Annotated in this window: 12 protein-coding genes and 1 pseudogene; 7 read left to right on the top strand and 6 right to left on the bottom strand. The window is 71.3% G+C overall.

Annotated features, from left to right (window positions below):
• A pseudogene (locus ACWCRJ_RS07545) lies at positions 1-152 on the top strand (ABC transporter); the annotation flags it as partial.
• Entirely contained in the window at positions 149-934 is a 786-nt protein-coding gene (locus ACWCRJ_RS07540; RefSeq protein WP_334660169.1) for an ABC transporter permease, read from the top strand. The pseudogene ACWCRJ_RS07545 and the gene ACWCRJ_RS07540, both read left to right, overlap by 4 nt.
• Positions 935-1039: 105 nt before the next feature.
• On the opposite strand, the gene mmuM is transcribed toward ACWCRJ_RS07540, so the two are convergent.
• A complete protein-coding gene (mmuM, locus tag ACWCRJ_RS07535; protein ID WP_450938413.1) occupies positions 1040-1993 on the bottom strand; it encodes a homocysteine S-methyltransferase in 954 nt (317 codons plus the stop codon).
• A gap of 132 nt (positions 1994-2125) precedes the next feature.
• Here mmuM and ACWCRJ_RS07530 point away from each other — a divergent pair, with 132 nt between their 5' ends.
• Complete coding sequence (locus tag ACWCRJ_RS07530) at positions 2126-3568, top strand: amino acid permease (RefSeq protein ID WP_450938412.1); 1443 nt, start codon at positions 2126-2128, stop codon at positions 3566-3568.
• 68 nt (positions 3569-3636) lie between these two features.
• Here the strand turns inward: ACWCRJ_RS07530 and ACWCRJ_RS07525 are convergent, their stop codons facing one another.
• Positions 3637-5754: an autotransporter gene (locus tag ACWCRJ_RS07525; RefSeq protein ID WP_450938411.1), complete on the bottom strand. Its 2118-nt coding sequence runs from the start codon at positions 5752-5754 to the stop codon at positions 3637-3639.
• A gap of 265 nt (positions 5755-6019) precedes the next feature.
• Here ACWCRJ_RS07525 and ACWCRJ_RS07520 point away from each other — a divergent pair, with 265 nt between their 5' ends.
• Together ACWCRJ_RS07520 and ACWCRJ_RS07515 are read left to right on the top strand one after the other, a co-directional pair.
• Positions 6020-7108, top strand: coding sequence for a glycoside hydrolase family 43 protein (locus ACWCRJ_RS07520; protein WP_450938410.1), 1089 nt, complete (start codon positions 6020-6022; stop codon positions 7106-7108).
• Positions 7109-7119: 11 nt separating this feature from the next.
• Positions 7120-8532 carry an RICIN domain-containing protein gene (locus ACWCRJ_RS07515; protein WP_450938409.1) on the top strand — a complete coding sequence of 471 codons (1413 nt, stop codon included), beginning with the start codon at positions 7120-7122 and terminating at the stop codon, positions 8530-8532.
• 7 nt (positions 8533-8539) lie between these two features.
• On the opposite strand, the gene ACWCRJ_RS07510 is transcribed toward ACWCRJ_RS07515, so the two are convergent.
• Complete coding sequence (locus tag ACWCRJ_RS07510; protein ID WP_450938408.1) at positions 8540-10261, bottom strand: rhamnogalacturonan lyase B N-terminal domain-containing protein; 1722 nt, start codon at positions 10259-10261, stop codon at positions 8540-8542.
• 190 nt (positions 10262-10451) lie between these two features.
• Between ACWCRJ_RS07510 and ACWCRJ_RS07505 the strand changes: the two genes are divergently transcribed.
• Both ACWCRJ_RS07505 and ACWCRJ_RS07500 read left to right on the top strand, forming a co-directional pair.
• Positions 10452-11498, top strand: coding sequence for a rhamnogalacturonan acetylesterase (locus ACWCRJ_RS07505; RefSeq protein ID WP_450938407.1), 1047 nt, complete (start codon positions 10452-10454; stop codon positions 11496-11498).
• Positions 11499-11776: 278 nt separating this feature from the next.
• The gene (locus tag ACWCRJ_RS07500) at positions 11777-13528 is read left to right on the top strand and encodes a DUF2264 domain-containing protein (RefSeq protein ID WP_450938406.1); all 1752 of its coding nucleotides are present in this window, start codon (positions 11777-11779) and stop codon (positions 13526-13528) included.
• Here the strand turns inward: ACWCRJ_RS07500 and ACWCRJ_RS07495 are convergent.
• The 3 genes from ACWCRJ_RS07495 to ACWCRJ_RS07485 form a co-directional block, all read right to left on the bottom strand.
• Positions 13473-14882 (bottom strand): hypothetical protein, encoded by a 1410-nt coding sequence (locus ACWCRJ_RS07495; RefSeq protein ID WP_450938405.1) that lies wholly within the window; start codon positions 14880-14882, stop codon positions 13473-13475. The genes ACWCRJ_RS07500 and ACWCRJ_RS07495 overlap by 56 nt on opposite strands.
• A 93-nt stretch (positions 14883-14975) precedes the next feature.
• Complete coding sequence (locus ACWCRJ_RS07490) at positions 14976-15560, bottom strand: TetR/AcrR family transcriptional regulator (RefSeq protein ID WP_450938404.1); 585 nt, start codon at positions 15558-15560, stop codon at positions 14976-14978.
• A 192-nt stretch (positions 15561-15752) separates the two neighbouring features.
• Positions 15753-17072 carry a jacalin-like lectin gene (locus ACWCRJ_RS07485; protein WP_450938428.1) on the bottom strand — a complete coding sequence of 440 codons (1320 nt, stop codon included), beginning with the start codon at positions 17070-17072 and terminating at the stop codon, positions 15753-15755.
• Positions 17073-17400 lie beyond the last annotated feature (328 nt).

Below are 17400 nucleotides of genomic sequence, written 5' to 3'. Positions count from 1 at the left end.
AGCTGGACGCCGCCGGCATCGAGGCCGACGAACTCACCGTCCACACCCCCGACCTCGACGACGTCTTCTTCGCCCTCACCGCCGACACCACCCTCCCCCACCAGACCGCGCAGGCCACCCAGGCCACCCAGCCCAAGGAGACCGTCCGATGAGTTCCCTCGCCCTCGCCGTCCGCGACTCCTCCACGATGCTGCGCCGCAACCTCCTGCACGCGCGCCGCTATCCGTCGCTCACCCTGAACCTGCTGCTCACGCCGATCATGCTGCTCCTGCTCTTCGTCTACATCTTCGGCGACGTGATGAGCGCCGGCATCGGAGGCAGCGACCGCTCCGACTACATCGCCTACATCGTCCCGGGCATCCTGATGCTGACCATCGGCGGCACCGTCGTCGGGACCGCGGTGTCCGTCGCGACGGACATGAACGAGGGCATCATCGCCCGCTTCCGCACGATGGCCATCCACCGCGGCTCCGTGCTCATCGGGCACGTCGTCGGCAGCGTGCTGCAATGTGTCGCCAGTGTGGTCCTCGTCGGCGCGGTCGGTGTGGCCATCGGCTTCCGCTCCGTCGACGCCACCCCCCTGGAATGGCTGGCCGCGTTCGGGCTGCTCGCCCTGTTCTCGCTGGCGCTCACCTGGATCGCGGTCGGCATGGGCCTGGTCAGCCCCAACGCCGAGGCGGCCGCCAACAGCGCACAGCCGCTGGTCCTCCTGCCGCTCGTCTCCAGCGCCTTCATCCCGGCCGACACCATGCCGGGCTGGTTCCAGCCGATCGCCGAGTACCAGCCCTTCACCCCGGCCATCGAGACCCTGCGCGGTCTGCTCCTCGGCACCGAGATCGGCCACAACGGCTGGCTCGCCCTCGCCTGGTGCCTGGGCCTCGCGGTACTCGGCTACTTCTGGTCGGCCGCCAGGTTCAACAGCGACCCGAAGTGACGCCGTGACCACCGGATCCGCGACTCAGGTCCCCGGGCCCCGCAAGGGGCGCGGGGACCTGTCGCGATCGGCCACGCGGGCAAGCGCCGGTCGCGTGGCGGGTCCTCAGCCCAGTGTCCGCGCGATGGCCGCGATGGCCTCCGGTCCCACCCGGCAGCATCCGCCGACGAGCCGGGCCCCGGCCGCCCGCCACCCCTCCACCTGCTCGGTGGTGAACGTGGACCGCCCGGTCCAGGCCCGGGCCGACGCGTCCCAGGTCTCCCCGCTGTTCGGGTACACGACGACCGGTTTGCCGGTGACCCTGACGGCTGTCTCGATCGCGCCGTCCACGTCGTCGGAGGCGCAGCAGTTCACGCCGACGGCGACGACCTCCTCGGAGTCGGCGGCGAGGGCGAAGGCCTCCTCCAGCGGCTGCCCGGCGCGCGTGCGGTCGCCGGCGACGGTGTACGACAGCCAGGCGGGCACGCCCAGACCGCGGACCGCCCGCAGCAGGGCCTCGGCCTCGTCGGTGTCCGGGATCGTCTCCAGGGCCAGGACGTCGGGACGGGCGGCGGCCAGCACCTCCAGCCGGGGCCGGTGGAACCGTTCCAGCTCCGCCACGCTCAGCCCGTACAGGCCCCGGTACTCGGAACCGTCCGCGAGCATGGCCCCGTACGGGCCGACCGAGGCGGCCACCAGCAGCGGGCCCGAGCGGCCCCGTGTCTTCGCCTCCACCGCCGCGTCCACGGCCGACTCGACGCTCAGGGCCATGAGTTCGGCCGCCCGGTCGCCGTCGATGCCGCGCTTGGCGAAGCCCTCGAAGGTGGCCTGGTAGCTGGCCGTGATCGCCACGTCGGCGCCCGCCTCGAAGTAGGCGAGATGGGCCTCGGTGAGCGCCTCGGGCTGCTCCGCGAGCAGCCGCGCCGACCACAGCTCGTCGCTCAGGTCGTGCCCGGCGGACTCCAGCTGGTTGGACATACCGCCGTCGAGGACGAGTACATCGGCGGCGAGGGCCGCGGCGAAGGGGCCGACGGGAGGGCCGGGGGAGGGGGAGAGGCTGCCGGGTGCGTTGCTGGTCATGCCGACGACGGTAACCGAGCCCCGAGGGCGGACTCCCGAGTATGTCCAGTCTGTGAACAGATCGACCACCATGTGGACTGCGGGGTACGATCACGCCCTCCCCCGTCCCCACCCCCTCCCCCGGGAACCGCCATGACCACCACCAGCACCCCCGAGGCCACCGAGCCCGAACCGAGCCCGGCCGGCGACGCCGGGGCGACCCCGGCCGCCGGACCCGGCGCGGGCGCGACCGCCCCGGGCCGCAAGTTCGGCGTCGTCGCGGCCACCGCCCTCGTCATGGGCAACATCATCGGCGGCGGCATCTTCACGCTCCCCGCCGCCGTCGCCCCGTACGGCACGGTCAGTCTGCTCGCCTTCGGCATCCTCTCCGTGGCCGCCGTCCTGCTGGCGCTGCTCTTCGGGAAGCTGGCCCGGCGCAGCCCGGTCACCGGTGGCCTCTACGTCTACCCGCGCGACGCCTTCGGCCCCTTCGCGGGTTTCCTGTCGGCCTGGTCGTACTGGACGATGTGCTGGGTCAGCATCGCCGCGCTCGCCGTCGGCGTGGTCGGTTACGTGGACGTGCTGATACCCCTGGGCGACGGCAAGGCCGTCCCGGCGCTGGTGGCCCTGGCCGCCCTGTGGCTGCCGGCCGCCGCGAACTTCGCGGGCACCCGCTACGTGGGCGCGGTGCAGGTCGTCTCCACCGTGCTGAAGTTCGTGCCACTGCTGCTGGTCGCCACCATCGGTCTGTTCTACGTCGACACCGACAACTACGGTCCCTTCAACGCCTCCGGCGAGAGCACGCCCGGCGCCATCGCCGCCGCCGCGGCACTCCTTCTCTACAGCTTCCTGGGCGTCGAGTCGGCCGCCGTCAGCGCGGGCGAGGTCAAGGACCCCGAGCGCACCGTGGGCCGGGCCAGCGTCCTCGGCACGCTCGCCTCCGCGCTGGTCTACATCCTCGGCACGGTCGCGGTGTTCGGCCTGGTCCCGCACAAGGAACTGGTGGAGTCCGGGGCGCCGTTCGCCGACGCGGTGAACGCGATGGCCGGCGGCAGCTGGGGCGGCACGGTGATCGCACTGGTCGCCGTCGCCTCGATCGTCGGCTGCCTCAACGGCTGGGTCCTGCTCAGCGCGCAGATGCCGTACGCCGCCGCCCGCGACGGCCTCTTCCCGAAGCCCTTCGCCCGGCTCGGCAAGGGCGGTGTGCCCGGCTTCGGCGTCCTCGCCACCGCCGTCCTCGGCACGCTCCTCATCGTCGTCAACTACGCGGACGACCCGGACACCGCCTTCCGCGTCCTCGTCCTCGTCACCACGTTCACCGGCTGCGTCCCGTACCTGCTGTCCGCCGCGGCCCAGCTGTACTGGCTGGCCAGGGGCACCCGCGAGCGGGTCCGCCCCGCCGGCCTGGTCCGCGACCTGATCGTCGCCGCCCTCTCCTTCGCCTTCTCCTTCTGGCTGATCGCCGGAGCCGGCTACGCGGCCGTCTACCAGGGCGCCCTGTTCCTGTTCGCGGGCATCCCGGTCTACGTGTGGCTGCGGGGCCGGCAGGAGGGCGCCCAGGACGAGGCGGACGCGGTCGCCGGGGCCGGGGTCTGAGCCGCACGGTACGACCGCGCGCGCCGTACCGCGGGGGCCGGCCCGATCATCCGGCCCCCATCCGCGGCTCAGCCCGTGGCCGCGTGGCGGCCGCCGCCGCGGTGGCGCTTGTTCCTGCGGCTTCGGGTCACCGGCACCAGCAGCCCGGAGAGGCAGCCGACGAAGAGCGCGTACGGCCACCAGCCGAAGCCGGTGTCGGCGGAGGCACTCGCGTTCCGCGTACGGGTCTCCGGGGCACCGGAGCCGGAGCCCGCGGCGGCCTTCACCGCCGGTGAACGGTTCGCCTTCGCCCGGGTGAGGACGACGTCGTTGCCGTCGCCGCCCCGGTAGGTGATCCGGTACGTGTGGTCGGCCAGCTTCACCTCGGCGCCCTCGCGGAGCCCGGTGAACGACCCGGTGTTCCGGCCCTTGCCCCGGTGGTCGATCACGGTGACCTTCGCGCCGGGCCCGCCGGCGGCGGCCGGTGCCGCGAGGTCCAGACCGCCGGCCAGCCTCACCGCGCCGGTGACCTTCAACGGCTTGGCACGCAGGACCAGTTGGCCCTTCTTCGTCTGGGTGTAGCCGCCCGTCACCGTGAGACCGGTCACGACCGCGCCCGCGTTGGTCACCGCTCCCTTCACCGTGCCCCTGCCGGACAGCGACCTGGTCACCGTCAGCCCTGCCGTGCCCACGTCGAGCGTGGCCCCGGCCGTGGTGAGCCGGACGGTACGGCTGTGGGCCAGGGTCGCCCCCGAACGCAGGGCCAGCGTGCCCTTGGTGACGGTCGTCGGCCCGGTGTACGTCACCGCACCGCCGGTCAGCGTGGTGGTGGCCGCACCCGACTGGGTGAGCGAGCCGCTGCCGCCGATCCGCGACAGTGTCACGGGCCTGGCGGTGTTGCGGACGATCAGCGAGCCGTTGTCGACCACCTCGGAGAGGTCGCCCTCGGTGTACAGTCCGCCGTCGCCGCCGGACCTGCCACTGCCCAGCCGCAGCACCGCGCCCTTCTCGACCGTCGTCGACCCGTTGTAGTACTGGACGGCGGCGAAGGTGACGTCGTTGCCCTTGGTCCCCTTGACGACGATGTCCCCGGCGCCGGGCGCGGAGAGCGTGTCGTGGAAGCGGCCGCCGCCGATGGGGGCGCCCAGGGTCACCGGCCCGTCGTAGTCGAAGGTGAGCCGGGAACGGGAGCGGGCGGCGAGAAGGTTGATGTAGACCGTCTCGGCGGTGCCCGGCATGAAGATCCTGTTCGTGGTGCCGTCGCCCCACTGGACGTCGGCACCCTTGATGTTGGTGCCGCGCTTGTTGACGTGTTTGCGCGCGGGTGTCCAGTTCAGGGCGGGGTCGCTGAGCGAGGGGTCGGTGTCGCCGCCCCGGTCGGACCAGCTGTACTGCCCGGTGAGGATCACCTTGCCGCCGGGCCGCGACTGCACGTTGATGTCGCTGCCGTACTCGCGCTGGTAGAAGTCCATGCCCTGGGTGACGGTCCGGCCGAGCGGGGTGTCCACGGTCCAGGTGCCCTGGTTGAGGACCTTGCGCGCGTTCGGCAGGGAGGTCGCGTACTCCGGGCGTCCGGCGTTCACCTGGGTGCCGTTGTCGATCACACCGCTGAAGGGATGGGTGCCCGACAGGTCCCAGGTGGCCCACAGGAACCGCGGCTGGCTGACCAGCCCGGAGCCGCTGATGGTCCCCAGGTTGTACGCCACGTCCTTCAGGGCGAGCCGCAGGGTGCCGTCGACCCGGATGTTGTTCTGGTTGAGCCGGAACGCCGGGGTGCCGTACGGGTAGTGGCCGATCACGCCGGTCGAGCCGCTGTCGCCGTACTGGAGGGTCGCGCCCCGCTCGACGGTCACGGCCGGCGGGTCCGGGCGGGTGACGGTGACGTAGGGGTGGTTGCCGCCGAGGATCCGTACGCTCTGCCGCTGCCGGGACTTCGGCAGGGTGAAGTCGCTGTCCCTGGTGAGGATCAGTGTTCCGGTGCCGCGCACGGTGAGCGTGCCGGTGCCGCTGAACACACCGCCGTACGTGGTCGTCCCCGACGGCACGGTCACCACCGTGTCCCCGGCGAGCGTGACATCGCGCCCGGCCAGCACCTCGGAGGTCGCGTCGCGGGGGCCGGCGGCGGTCGCGGTGGGGGCGCCGAGCATCAGGGCGGTGACCGCCAGGGCTCCGGCGGCGGCCGCTGTCTTGTGGGTTTGGCTGTGCACGACGTCGGAGACGGTCCGGGGCTCACCCCGATAACAGAAACTTCGTGAAGTCCGGCTTCCGCGCATCGGTTCGTTCCTGTGCTCATGTGTTCGTCTCGCCCGACCCGTTGACCTGGACGTAACACGCCCTTACCTTTTCGCCGTTCGCCATGACTGATCTTGTGCGAAATGTCGAACGAATCTGTTCTCTTTTGTGTCCCTCCCTTGCTCCTCCTGCCCCCCAACCTCCCCCCCACGTGCAGAACCCCGCAGAGAGGCGGACCGCATGAGCCGCGAGCACGAACTCCCCGATCCCCCCGACCGCAGGCTGCTCCTCAAGGGCGCCCTGGCCGCCGGCGCCCTGACCGCCCTGCCCGCCACCACCGCCCGGGCGGCCACGCCCCCGGCGGCCACCTCCCGACCGGCGTACGTCAATCCGCTGGTCCGCAACCGCGCCGACCCGCACATCAATCGGCACACCGACGGCTTCTACTACTTCACCGCGACCGCACCCGAGTACGACCGGATCATCCTGCGCAGATCCCGCACCCTGCGCGGGCTGTCGACGGCCGCCGAGTCCGTGATCTGGCGCAAGCACGAGTCGGGTGCGATGGGCGCGCACATCTGGGCGCCCGAGATCCACCGGATCGACGGCAAGTGGTACATCTACTTCGCCTCCGCGCCGGCCGAGGACATCTGGGCGATCCGCATCTGGGTCCTGGAGAACTCCCATCGAGACCCGTTCAAGGGCACCTGGGTCGAGCGCGGGCAGCTGAAGACGGCCTGGGAGACCTTCTCCCTGGACGCCACCACCTTCACCCACCGGGGCTCCCGCTACCTGGCGTGGGCGCAGCACGAGCCCGGCATGAACAACAACACCGCTGTCTGGCTCTCGAGGATGGCCGACCCCCTGACCCTGACGGGACCTCAGGTACGGCTGACGACACCGGAGTTGGACTGGGAGGTCATCGGCTTCAAGGTCAACGAGGGGCCGTCGGTCATCACGCGCAACGGCCGTCTCTTCATGACGTACTCGGCGAGCGCGACCGACTTCAACTACTGCATGGGCCTGCTGACCGTCGACGCGGACGCCGACCTCATGGACCCCGCCAACTGGTCGAAGTCCCCGACGCCGGTCTTCACCAGCAACGACACCACCAAACAGTACGGGCCGGGCCACAACAGCTTCACCGTCGCCGAGGACGGACGCACCGACGTCCTCGTCTACCACGCACGCCAGTACAAGGACATCGTCGGCGACCCGCTCAACGACCCCAACCGGCACACCCGCGTCCAGCGCCTGCGCTGGAAGCCCGACGGCACCCCCGACTTCGGCGTCCCCGTCGCCGATGCACCCACCCCGAGCACCCGGTAAGGACAGCTGAGATGAGACGTGCGTACGCGACACTCCTCGCGCTCTGTCTGGCGCTGGCAGGCGCCCTCGTCACGGCCGGCCCCGCCCAGGCGGCGCCGCAGACGATTCCCAACGGTGTCCAGTTCAAGGACACTTCGGGCAACCCCCTGCACGCCCACGGCGGCGGGGTCATCAAGGTCGGCACCTACTACTACTGGTTCGGCGAGAACCGCAACGCCGACAACACCTTCAAGTACGTCTCGGCGTACCGCTCGACGGACCTGAAGAACTGGGAGTTCCGCAACAACGTCCTGACCCAGTCCACCGCCCCGGAACTGGCGACCGCCAATATCGAGCGGCCCAAGGTCATGTACAACGCGGCCACCGGCAAGTTCGTGATGTGGATGCACAAGGAGAACGGCACGGACTACGGCGAGGCCCGCGCGGCCGTCGCCGTCTCCGACACCGTCGACGGCAACTACACCTGGCAGGGCAGCTTCCGCCCGCTCGGCACCCACATGTCCCGTGACATCACCGTCTTCGTGGACACCGACGGCACCGGTTACATGATCTCGGCTGCCCGCGAGAACTACGACCTGCAGATCTACCGGCTCACCGCCGACTACACCGGCATCGCCGCCCTCGTCGCCGACCCCTGGCACGGCGGCCACCGTGAGGCCCCGGCCCTGTTCAAGCGCAACGGCGTCTACTTCATGCTCACCTCGGGCGCCACGGGCTGGAACCCCAACCAGCAGCAGTACGCGACCGCCACCAGCATCGCGGGCCCCTGGACCGCCATGACCAACGTCGGCGACGCCACGACCTTCGGCTCGCAGACCGCGTACGTGCTGCCCGTGCAGGGCACCTCGACCACGTCGTACCTGTACCTGGGCGACCGCTGGGGCAACTCCATCGGCGGCACGGTCAACGACTCCCGCTACGTCTGGCTGCCGCTGACCTTCCCGACCTCCACCACGATGTCCATGTCGTGGACGCCCGAGCTGACGATCGACACGGCCACCGGCACGGTCAGCGGCACCAGCGCCACGTACAACACGCTGATCGCCCGCCACTCGTCCAAGTGCGCCGACGTTACCAGCCAGTCGCAGTGGCCGGGAGCCCAGATCAAGCAGTACACCTGCAACGGCGGCAACAACCAGAAGTACTGGTTCAAGTCCGTCGGCAGCGGCTACTACCAGCTGACGACCCGGCACAGCTCCCTGTGCGTGCGGGAGAACGCCGGCACGGTCACCCAGGAGAACTGCGACTCCTCGTCCACGGCCCAGCAGTGGTCGCTGACCACCACCGGCTCCTATGTGAACGTCAAGTCCCGCGCGACCGGCAAGTGCCTGGACGTCAGCGGCGCGTCCACCGCCGACGGTGCCGCCATCATCACGTACGCGTGCGGCAGCGGCACCAACCAGCAGTGGACGCGCGGGACATGACGAGACGTCAGTTCAACAGGTCGATCGCGTCGACCGACGTCCCCGCACTGAGGTAGGAGGTCGTCCCCGACCCGCTCACCACGTTGATCCGCAGCACGTTGTACTGACTCGTGTCGGTCTGCCAGGCCGACGCCGGGACGCTGTAGGTGAACGTGTGGTTGTTGCCCCGGTAGGACCCGTTCGTCAGCGACCGGGTGTTCGGCTGGGTGGGCGGTGAGGGGATCGCCGAGGTCCAGGTGTCGTTGACGACGACCTGCGGCCGGCCGTTCGCGTAGGCCGTCGTCACGCCGATGCGCAGGGTGTGGGCGGCGGCGGCCTGCGCGGCGGTCAGCCGGAAGTACACGAGCAGACCGCTGTTGACGTCCTTCCAGAGGTAGCAGGGGAAGCCCGAGGTCTCGGTGCCGCTTCCGACGACCACGTTGCCGGTCCAGGCGGCGGCCCGGACGTCCGACGGATGCGCGTACGTCATCAGGTCGGCGTTCTTGAAGCCGCTCGGCGTGCCGTTCCAGTCGTTGATCCGCCAGATCGCGCCCGCGTTGGACGGGTCGTTGGTGGACGGGATCGCGATCGAGTTCAGCGTCGTCGTCCCGCCCGCGGTGACCGACACCGAGGTGGTGTACACCGCCAGCTCACCCTTGAAGACCGTCAGCGTGTACGTCCCCGGCAGCACGCCCGGGACGGAGAAGTAGCCGTCCGAGGCCCGAGCCGAACCCCAGTACTGTGCCGCCGAGTTGGCGAGCCCGACCGTGTAGGCGTACGACGTGTTCCGGCCGGTGATGCCGACACCCGCGACCCGGCCCCGGCCGCTCGCGGGGACGTACCCGGACAGGCCGAGCGAGTCCGCCCACGGCGTGCTCAGGGTGCCCGGGAACAGCGACGAGGAGGGGGCCCCGCCGTCCGTGAACGCGATGACGTACGGGCCCTGGAGACCGAACCGCTGCTCCTCGGTCTGGTTCTGGCCGTAGTACAGGATCTCGTAGAGGCCGCCGCCGTCCGCGCTCTGGTGGCGCAGCAGGGAGCGGTAGAAGGGGCCGCCGGAGGCCTTCTCGTGGTTGCTGCGGACCATCCACAGGCCGACGCTGCCGGTCTTCCAGCCGATGTAGTCGTAGTCCGTCACGCGGAGTTTGGAGTAGTGCTTGGAGCGGGTCTGGCCGTCGGACTTCCGGAACACGTCCGAGGCCTCGATGGTGCTGTTCGTGTAGGTGTACGAGTCGGGCTCGTCGTTGAGGAACAGGCCCGCCTTCACGCGCAGGATGTAGCGGGTCGCCGAGACCGAGGTGTCGGCCTTGTTGGTCCACAGGTAGACGTTGTTCTCGCCGCTGCGGGCCGCGTAGTAGTGCTTCAGCGTGCCGTAGGTGACGGAGACGAGGATCGTCGAGCCGGACTGGGTGATGGTGACGGTCGAGCTGCCGAGGCCGGACTCGATGTGCGAGTTCATGCCGCCGTAGCCCTGGTACTCCGTGCCCCGGTACACGAGCGAGGTCAGGTCGCCGTTGCTCTTGCGGACCTTGAACACGAGGTTCGCGCCGGTGTCGATCACGTAGTGGGTGCCGTCGTCGGTGTAGCCGAAGGCGGCGGCGCGGGCGGTGCCGGCCAGCGGTCCGGCGAGCGCGGCACCGGCCGCCGTGGCGGCGGCGCCGACGACGAGGGCGCGGCGGCTCGGGCCGGACGGGGTGGGTGGTGTGTCGGAGGCCGCCGCGGACGTGGCCGCGGGCGTGGATTCGGACATGGGGATCCTCCTCGGGTGCTGTGGGGGGAGTGCGGTGATTCGGAAGGGTGACAGTTGAATCGTTTTCGCGAAAGGGCTTTCACGGGGTGGAAGTTGGCAATCATGTGAATGCTGGCACAGCTCTAGAAAGCGCTTGTCGAACGATGTACCGTCCAGCCGCCGGGCCTTGTCACTCCTCGGAGGAACCGCAATGAGACGTTTCACCATCGCCGCGCTGACGGTGGCGACGACCCTGGGCGCCGCCGTGACGGCCGTACCGGCCGAGGCGCACCAGGGCCGGCCCGTGCTGGGTCCGGAGAGCTGCGCCGCGAACGTCTGCCACTTCGACGTCCCCGCCGGCACCTACGACGTGCGGGTCCGGCTGGGCGGTGACACGGCGGCCAGCACGAAGATCACCGGCGAGACGCGCCGCACACTCCTGGCGGAGACGGCCACCGGCGCCGGTGCGACGGTCCGGCGCAGCTTCACCGTCGACGTCCGCACCCCGGAGGGCGAGCCGACCGGGCCCGAGGGCAGCCCCGGCCTCGACCTCGTCATCGGTGGTTCGGCGCCGGCCCTCGCCGACATCCGGGTGACCCCCGCCAAGCGGGCCCGCCAGATCTTCCTCGTCGGCGACTCCACGGTCTGCGACCAGCCGGGCGAGCCGTACTCCGGCTGGGGGCAACAGCTCCCGCAGTACCTGACGAAGCGGCTGTCGGTCGCCAACTACGCCGACTCCGGGGAGAGCACGGTGTCCTACCTCGCCGACCCGCGGCTGTGGGCCACCGTCCAGCCGCGGATCGGGCGGGGCGACCTGGTGCTGATCCAGCTGGCCCACAACGACAAGCAGACCGACGAGGCCACCTACCGGGCCAACCTGGAAAGCCTGGTCGCGGGCGTCCGCGAGAAGGGCGGGAAGCCGGTGCTGGTCACCCCGATCGTGCGCCGCTGGTTCAACTCCGACGGCACCCTCAACAACGGCACCGCCCTGCTGGTCAACGGCCTCGGCGTCGACCATCCGGCGGTCACCCGCGCGGTCGCCGCCGCCCACGGTGTGCCCCTGATCGACCTCACCGCGAAGACGAAGGCGCTGGTGGAGTCGTTGGGCACGGAAGGCTCCAAGGCCCTGTACCTCTACAACGAGAAGCGGGACAACACCCACACGTCGACGCACGGTGCGACCGTCTACGCCGGCCTCGTCCGTGACGAACTGGTCGCCCAGGGTCTGGTGCCCGAGGGTAAGACCAGGGTGGGATAAGACCCCTGGGGCGTCCCGACCGGAACCGGGGCGCCTCAGGTCCGCGCGCGAGAGGGGGCGGGTGGCGTGGCGTACGCCGACGACCACGGCCGCCCGAAGCGTCCCGCGCGGTTCCCCGCGCCCCTGGAAACAGGGGCTACGCCCCCAGCAAGGCCCGTAGGGCCTGATCTCTTAGGGGCGCGGGGAACTGCGCGAGAAGCCCCACTCACCCGCACCCGTCGACGCACCCGCCACCCCGAACCGCCCCGTCCCGGCCCCCGTCAGAAAGCGCACGTCACATGCCCTCCCAGCCGCAGGAAGACCACACCCTCAGCCCGTACACCGGCTACACCCGCGCCCACTGGGAGGCCGCCGCCGACGCGCTGCTGGCCTCCGTGGAGCCGTACGCGAGTGCTGACGGCGCGCTCTACCAGCTGCCCGGCGACCGGGCCAGCTGGACGGGCCGGCTCTCCGACGGGCTGGAGGGATACGCCCGTACCCTCCTGCTCGCCGCCTTCCGCCGGGACGAGAAGGCGCTCGCGCGCTACGCGGACGGCCTCGCGGCCGGAGTCGCGGGCGTCTGGCCCCGCATCGAGGACCGCACACAGCCCCTCGTCGAGGCCGCGTCGATCGCCTTCGCCCTGCGGGTGACCCGGGACCTGCTCTGGGACCGCCTCGACGACGCCGTCCAGCAACGCGCGGCCGCCTGGCTCGGCGACGCGCTCACCGCCGAACCCTGGCCCTGCAACTGGGAGTTGTTCCCGGTGACGGTCGGCGGCTTCCTCGAAGAGATCGGCCACGAACCGGAGACGGCCCGCCGTGTCATCGACCAGCGCCTCGACCGCATCGAACAGTGGTACCTCGGCGACGGCTGGTACACCGACGGCGACGGCCGCAAGTTCGACTACTACAACGGCTGGGCCATGCACCTCTACCCGGTCCTGCACGCCTGGCTCGCCCAGGACGACCGCCTCCTCGCCCACTACGGCGACCGCCTCTCGACCCATCTCGACGACTACGCCCGGCTGTTCGGCGGCGACGGCGCCCCCCTGCACCAGGGCCGCTCCCTCACGTACCGCTTCGCGACGACCGTTCCGCTGTGGCTGGGCGCCCTCACGGGCCGTACGCCGCTGTCGCCGGGGCAGACACGGCGGCTGGCGTCGGGCGCGCTGAAGTACTTCCTCGACCGGGGCGCGGTCGACGAGCACGGCCTGCTGTCCCTCGGTTGGCACGGCCCCGACTCCACCGTCCTGCAGGGCTACTCGGGCCCCGCCTCCCCGTACTGGGCCAGCAAGGGCTTCCTCGGCCTCCTGCTGCCCCCGGACCACGAGGTGTGGACCGCGACGGAGGAGCCGGGCCCGGTGGAGAGCGAGGACGAGCTGCGTCCCGTCGGCCCGCCCAACTGGCTGCTGCAGTCCACGCGTTCGGACGGCCTGGTCCGCCTCCACAACCACGGCAGCGAGGACGTCCGCTACGACCCCTTCTACACCCGTCTCGCCTACTCGACGGTGACGCGGCCCGTACCCCTGGCGGAGCCCGCCGAGTCGTACGACAACAGCGTGATCGTCGGCGGCGACGCGAGCCGCACGGACATCGAGCCGCTGGGGGTGGGCGAGGGCTGGGCGGCCTCCCGGCACACGGTCGGCGAGGGCGGTGTCCGGGTCACGAGCCTGGTGGCGGCCCGGGGGGCGGTGGAGGTCCGCGCCCATCTGGTGGCGGGCGCGGCCCCCGGTACGCCGGTGCGGGTGACGGGCTGGGCCGAGGCGGAGGGCGTGCGGTGCGCACTCCACCCCGCGTACGGCCTGTCGGGCGCCGTCGCCGGGCCGGGCCTGACCGGTGAGACGGCCCACGCGGACGCGACCCTCTTCGTCGCCCTCGCCCGCCTCACCGCCGACGCCGACCCCCAGCCCCTGCCGGAGCTGGTCTCGGTGGAGGTGGGGGGCGCGTACGAGGTGTCCGTGCACTGGGCCCACGGTGAGCGGGCCCAGTTCGTGTTCACGGCGTCAGACGGGCTACCTTCAGCGTCTTCGTGGTCGGTGACGCCCCGTTGAGGGCGGTCGCGTAGGACGGGGTGACGGGGGCGTAGGCCCAGGTCAGGGTCCCGTCCTTCAGGACCGCGATGTCCCCGGAGATGCGGGCCTTCACGACCTTGTCGGCTCCCTGGAGCTTCCCGTTCCAGTCGACGAGGCGGATGTGGGTGCCCGTGAAGGTGCCGGTGCAGGTGCCGCTCGCGCACGTGGCGTTCTTCAGGGTCTCGTAGGAGACGAGGAGCCGGTCCTTGCCGTACGGGGCGACGCGCACGTTGACGTGCTCGGTGCCCTTGGCGGAGGTGAGGTACACCGGCTTGCCCGCGGGCGTGGTGCGGTTCTTGAGGAAGGCCAGGGCGACCTGGTGCGTGCTCGTCCTCGGCTCGACCGTCCAGCCCCGGCCGCTGGAGTCGTCCGGGTTCTTCTTGGCGGAGGCGGCGCCGCGCGAGGCGAAGGCGGTGGCGTAGCGGCCGGTGGAGGACTTCACCAGGTCGCCGGTGCGGCCCGCGAAGGTGCCGCCGCAGTAGCCGGCCCAGCACTGCTCGCGCTGCACGACCGGCGCGTCGTCCGGGGCGGCGATGCCGGTGGAGACGAACAGGCCGGAGCGCCAGTCGTCGAAGCAGAGGGAGGCGAAGTCGCCGCTGGTCTCGGCGCGCAGGGCTATGCCCTCGTTGTGGGAGCAGCCCCAGCCCCAGCCGCCGCCGAGCCTCTTGCCCTTCGGGCCCACATAGGACAGCTTGTCGCCGAAGTGGCCGTCGGCGAAGCCGCCCGCCCCGTGCACGACGAAGTAGGCCCCGTACTTCTTGCCGTTCCAGGCGAGTTGGCCGTCGAGCAGCGGGGCCGTGTCGTGGGAGGAGGTGCCGGTGAGCTTGGTCCGCCAGGTCTGCTTGCCGTTCTGGTAGCGGATGAGCGCGGCGGCCGTCTCCTTCCATTTGTTGGTGTCGGCGACGCGGGTCAGCAGCGCGAACCCGTCGTTGTGCGCGACGAGCCCGCCGACCTCCTTCGTGCCCTTGACGACCGTGTCGGCGCCCGACCGCTTCCCGGCCGCCGTCAGCGGGGTGACATGGATGCCGTCCGACGCGGGCCAGGCGACCCGCAGCGTGCCGTTCGGCGCCGCGGCCGTCGCCGTCCGCGTCCACTCGCGGCTGTTGTTGTAGCCCGCCGAGAGGTAGGGGAACTTCGCCGGCAGGGTCACGGTCGTGTTCGTGACGGTGGGACCACCGGCCGCGGCGGGGGCCGAGGGCGCCGCCCCGGCGGTCGCGTACCAGGCGCCCGCCAGCACGGACGCGGCCACGAGCGAGCCGATGACCGGCCCCCGCGAGAGGTGGCGACGGCGGTGGCGGGGCGGGGCGGAGGGGGAGGGTGTTGCAGGTGTCATGTCCTGTGGTCGTCCCCGGGGCGGTGGAAGGTTGCCGCCGCCTGGCCGGAGATTGCGTGGGACCACAGGACCGCACGGGCGGCTCCGGCCGGATCACGCCCTCTCGGGGTTCTCGCGGGGCCAGTGCGTGAGTGCCAGGTGCAGCGCCTCGACGCACCGGTCCCAGGACCTGCGTACGTCGCGGGGCGCGCCGAAGCCGCCGCCGGCCTCCAGGGCGCAGAAACCGTGGAAGGTGCTGCGCAACAGCCGTACGGCGTCCGTGGAATCGGGTTCGTCGAGGCCGTAGGCGCGGAGCATGCCGTAGGTGATCTCGGTGGTGCGGCGCAGGGCGGGGGAGTCGGTGACGGGGATCTGGTCGAGCGGGAGCTGGGTGGCCGCGTACCGGCCGGGGTGCCGCAGGGCGTACTCGCGATAGGCCCCGGCGAAGGCGGCGAGCGCGTCCTTGCCGGCCCGTCCGGCGACGGCCGCCGCGATCTGGTCGATCATCTCGCCACCGGCCAGCAGGGCCATTCGGCCGCGCAGGTCCTGGAGGTTCCGCACGTGCGAGTACAGGCTCGCGTCCTTGACCCCGAAGTGGCGGGCCAGGGCGGACAGCGACACGTTCTCGAAGCCGACCTCGTCGGCGAGATCGGCGGCGGCCGCGGTGACGCGGTCGGGGGTGAGACCGGCTCGGGGCATGGGCCACCTCTGGACGGGACGGGAACCTAGGGGCCCTAGGTTAAGGTCCGCCCGCCCCTGCGCCGTACCCGGACGCGTCGGCGGCGACCTCTGCGACCCGGACCCCGCCGGCCGGCCCCACCCGCCGGCCCCACCCCGTGGTGGTCGGGGTGGGGCTCGCAGTCAGGGGAGCGGTGTCGTTCCGTCGGGTGCTCAGCCGATCGGTGCGTACAGCACGCCCAGCTTGTCGATCTCGTCGCCCGCGCGGCCGGTGAAGCCGGCGATCTGCCAGCCGGCGGGGGCGGTGAAGGTCCTGGCGTCGGAGGTGGCCGTGCCGGAGGCGAGGGTGCGGCCCTTGTCCGTGCCGAAGGCGGCGGAGAAGATCCGGGTACGGCCGTCCTTCTGGCCCTGCGTCAGCTTGACCGAGGTGAGGTGCTCGCCGGCGGCCAGGGTGAGGGAGGTCGCCGTGCCGCCCGTACCGCCGTGGGTCAGGGTCGTACCGCCGTCGTGCGTGAGCGAGAGCCCGTCGAGGCGGGCGGCGCCGCGCAGGGTCAGGGTGCGGGGCGAGACCGTCGAGGGCAGGTTGTCCGCGTCGGTGAACGCGGTGCCGTGCGGGCCGCCGGCGAAGTCGCTGGCCCGCAGGCGCGGGTTGAGCTTCCAGGAGAAGTCGACCGTGTGCGGGAAGTGGTCGGAGAGGTTGCCGCCCGCCGAGTCGAGGAATTTCGCCCACTCGTTGTTGTAGCGGCTCGCGGTCAGGTCGACCACGTTGCTGTCCCGGTAGAAGACCTTGTCGACGACCTCGCAGTCGTTGGTCGGGGCCGTGGTCGGGCAGACCAGCGCGTCACTGCCCAGGGCGGGGGCGACTCCGCCCTTGACCAGCTGCACCCAGGGGTCGGTGAGGCCGTTCTCGCCGGCCAGGCTGCGGATGTTGTCGCCGGTGCGTGTGTAGCGGGTGTTGGTGTCGCCCATGACGATCACCGCGTTGCCCGCCGAGTTCGCCTTGATGAACTCCGAGAGCTGGGTGACGTTGGCGCGGCGCGCGGCCAGGGCGGCGTCGTCGGAGTCGGCGTTCGTGTGCACGTTGTAGAGGTCGACGTAGACCCCTTCGTCGAGCCGCACACGGGCGAGTGAGAAGCCCTTCGGGGTGAGGCAGTTGGTGCCGGTGCAGGTGTTCCACTTCACCCGCTCGAAGTCGTCGAACGCGTAGTCCGAGAGGGTGTTGAGGCCGTCGCCGAAGGGCACCCCGCCGCTGGTCGCCGTGCGGTAGGGGTGGTTGTCGCCCGCGTACAGGGCCGCGTGGTAGTTGAAGTCCTCCTGCACGTTGACGATGTCGTACGCCCCGATACGCGGCGAGATCAGCGGGGTGTTCGTCGCGGGCTTGCCCGAGCTGAGTCCTTCCGGCAGACCGGCGACGTTGTACGTCAGCACGTTGAACGTGCCGCTGGTGGCGGCCGCCGCGGGGGTCGCGCCGGTGGTGGCGAGACCGGTGACGGCCAGCGCGCCGGCGGCGAGGGTGCCGAGCAGTCTTCGCATCGGGCGCGGGGGGTTCGTGGAAATCATGGGGGCTCTCCGGGGGCGTGGGGAAGATGAGCGGTGCTCAGATTTGACGCAATCAGTGTGACGTGCAAGGTCAGTTGAGGAAACAGTGAGGGACGAGGTGATCCGTCGTATCCATGGCACCCGGCGGACATCCCATGATTGTTCGACGTTCACGTGCCCCCTCGATCCTCCACAGGCGGGCGCGGTCGTGCCGCGGAGGCACCGCGGACGGCAACGGCAACCGGGAGGCGCTTCATGGGGCACGGGCATGGGCATGGGCACGGCCGTCACCACCACGACCATGGGCACGGACGCGGGGCCG

Source organism: Streptomyces sp. NPDC002324 (genome assembly GCF_053593335.1).
The sequence above is the reverse complement of the archived record's forward strand: the minus strand, read 5'-3'. Positions and strand labels throughout refer to the sequence as shown.

Coding starts and splice junctions, on each gene's coding strand:
- ACWCRJ_RS07540 (WP_334660169.1), top strand. CDS start 149: ATGAGTTCCCTCGCCCTCGCCGTCCGCGACTCCTCCACGATGCTGCGC.
- mmuM (WP_450938413.1), bottom strand. CDS start 1,993: ATGACCAGCAACGCACCCGGCAGCCTCTCCCCCTCCCCCGGCCCTCCC.
- ACWCRJ_RS07530 (WP_450938412.1), top strand. CDS start 2,126: ATGACCACCACCAGCACCCCCGAGGCCACCGAGCCCGAACCGAGCCCG.
- ACWCRJ_RS07520 (WP_450938410.1), top strand. CDS start 6,020: ATGAGCCGCGAGCACGAACTCCCCGATCCCCCCGACCGCAGGCTGCTC.
- ACWCRJ_RS07515 (WP_450938409.1), top strand. CDS start 7,120: ATGAGACGTGCGTACGCGACACTCCTCGCGCTCTGTCTGGCGCTGGCA.
- ACWCRJ_RS07510 (WP_450938408.1), bottom strand. CDS start 10,261: ATGTCCGAATCCACGCCCGCGGCCACGTCCGCGGCGGCCTCCGACACA.
- ACWCRJ_RS07505 (WP_450938407.1), top strand. CDS start 10,452: ATGAGACGTTTCACCATCGCCGCGCTGACGGTGGCGACGACCCTGGGC.
- ACWCRJ_RS07500 (WP_450938406.1), top strand. CDS start 11,777: ATGCCCTCCCAGCCGCAGGAAGACCACACCCTCAGCCCGTACACCGGC.
- ACWCRJ_RS07495 (WP_450938405.1), bottom strand. CDS start 14,882: ATGACACCTGCAACACCCTCCCCCTCCGCCCCGCCCCGCCACCGCCGT.
- ACWCRJ_RS07490 (WP_450938404.1), bottom strand. CDS start 15,560: ATGCCCCGAGCCGGTCTCACCCCCGACCGCGTCACCGCGGCCGCCGCC.
- ACWCRJ_RS07485 (WP_450938428.1), bottom strand. CDS start 17,072: ATGCGAAGACTGCTCGGCACCCTCGCCGCCGGCGCGCTGGCCGTCACC.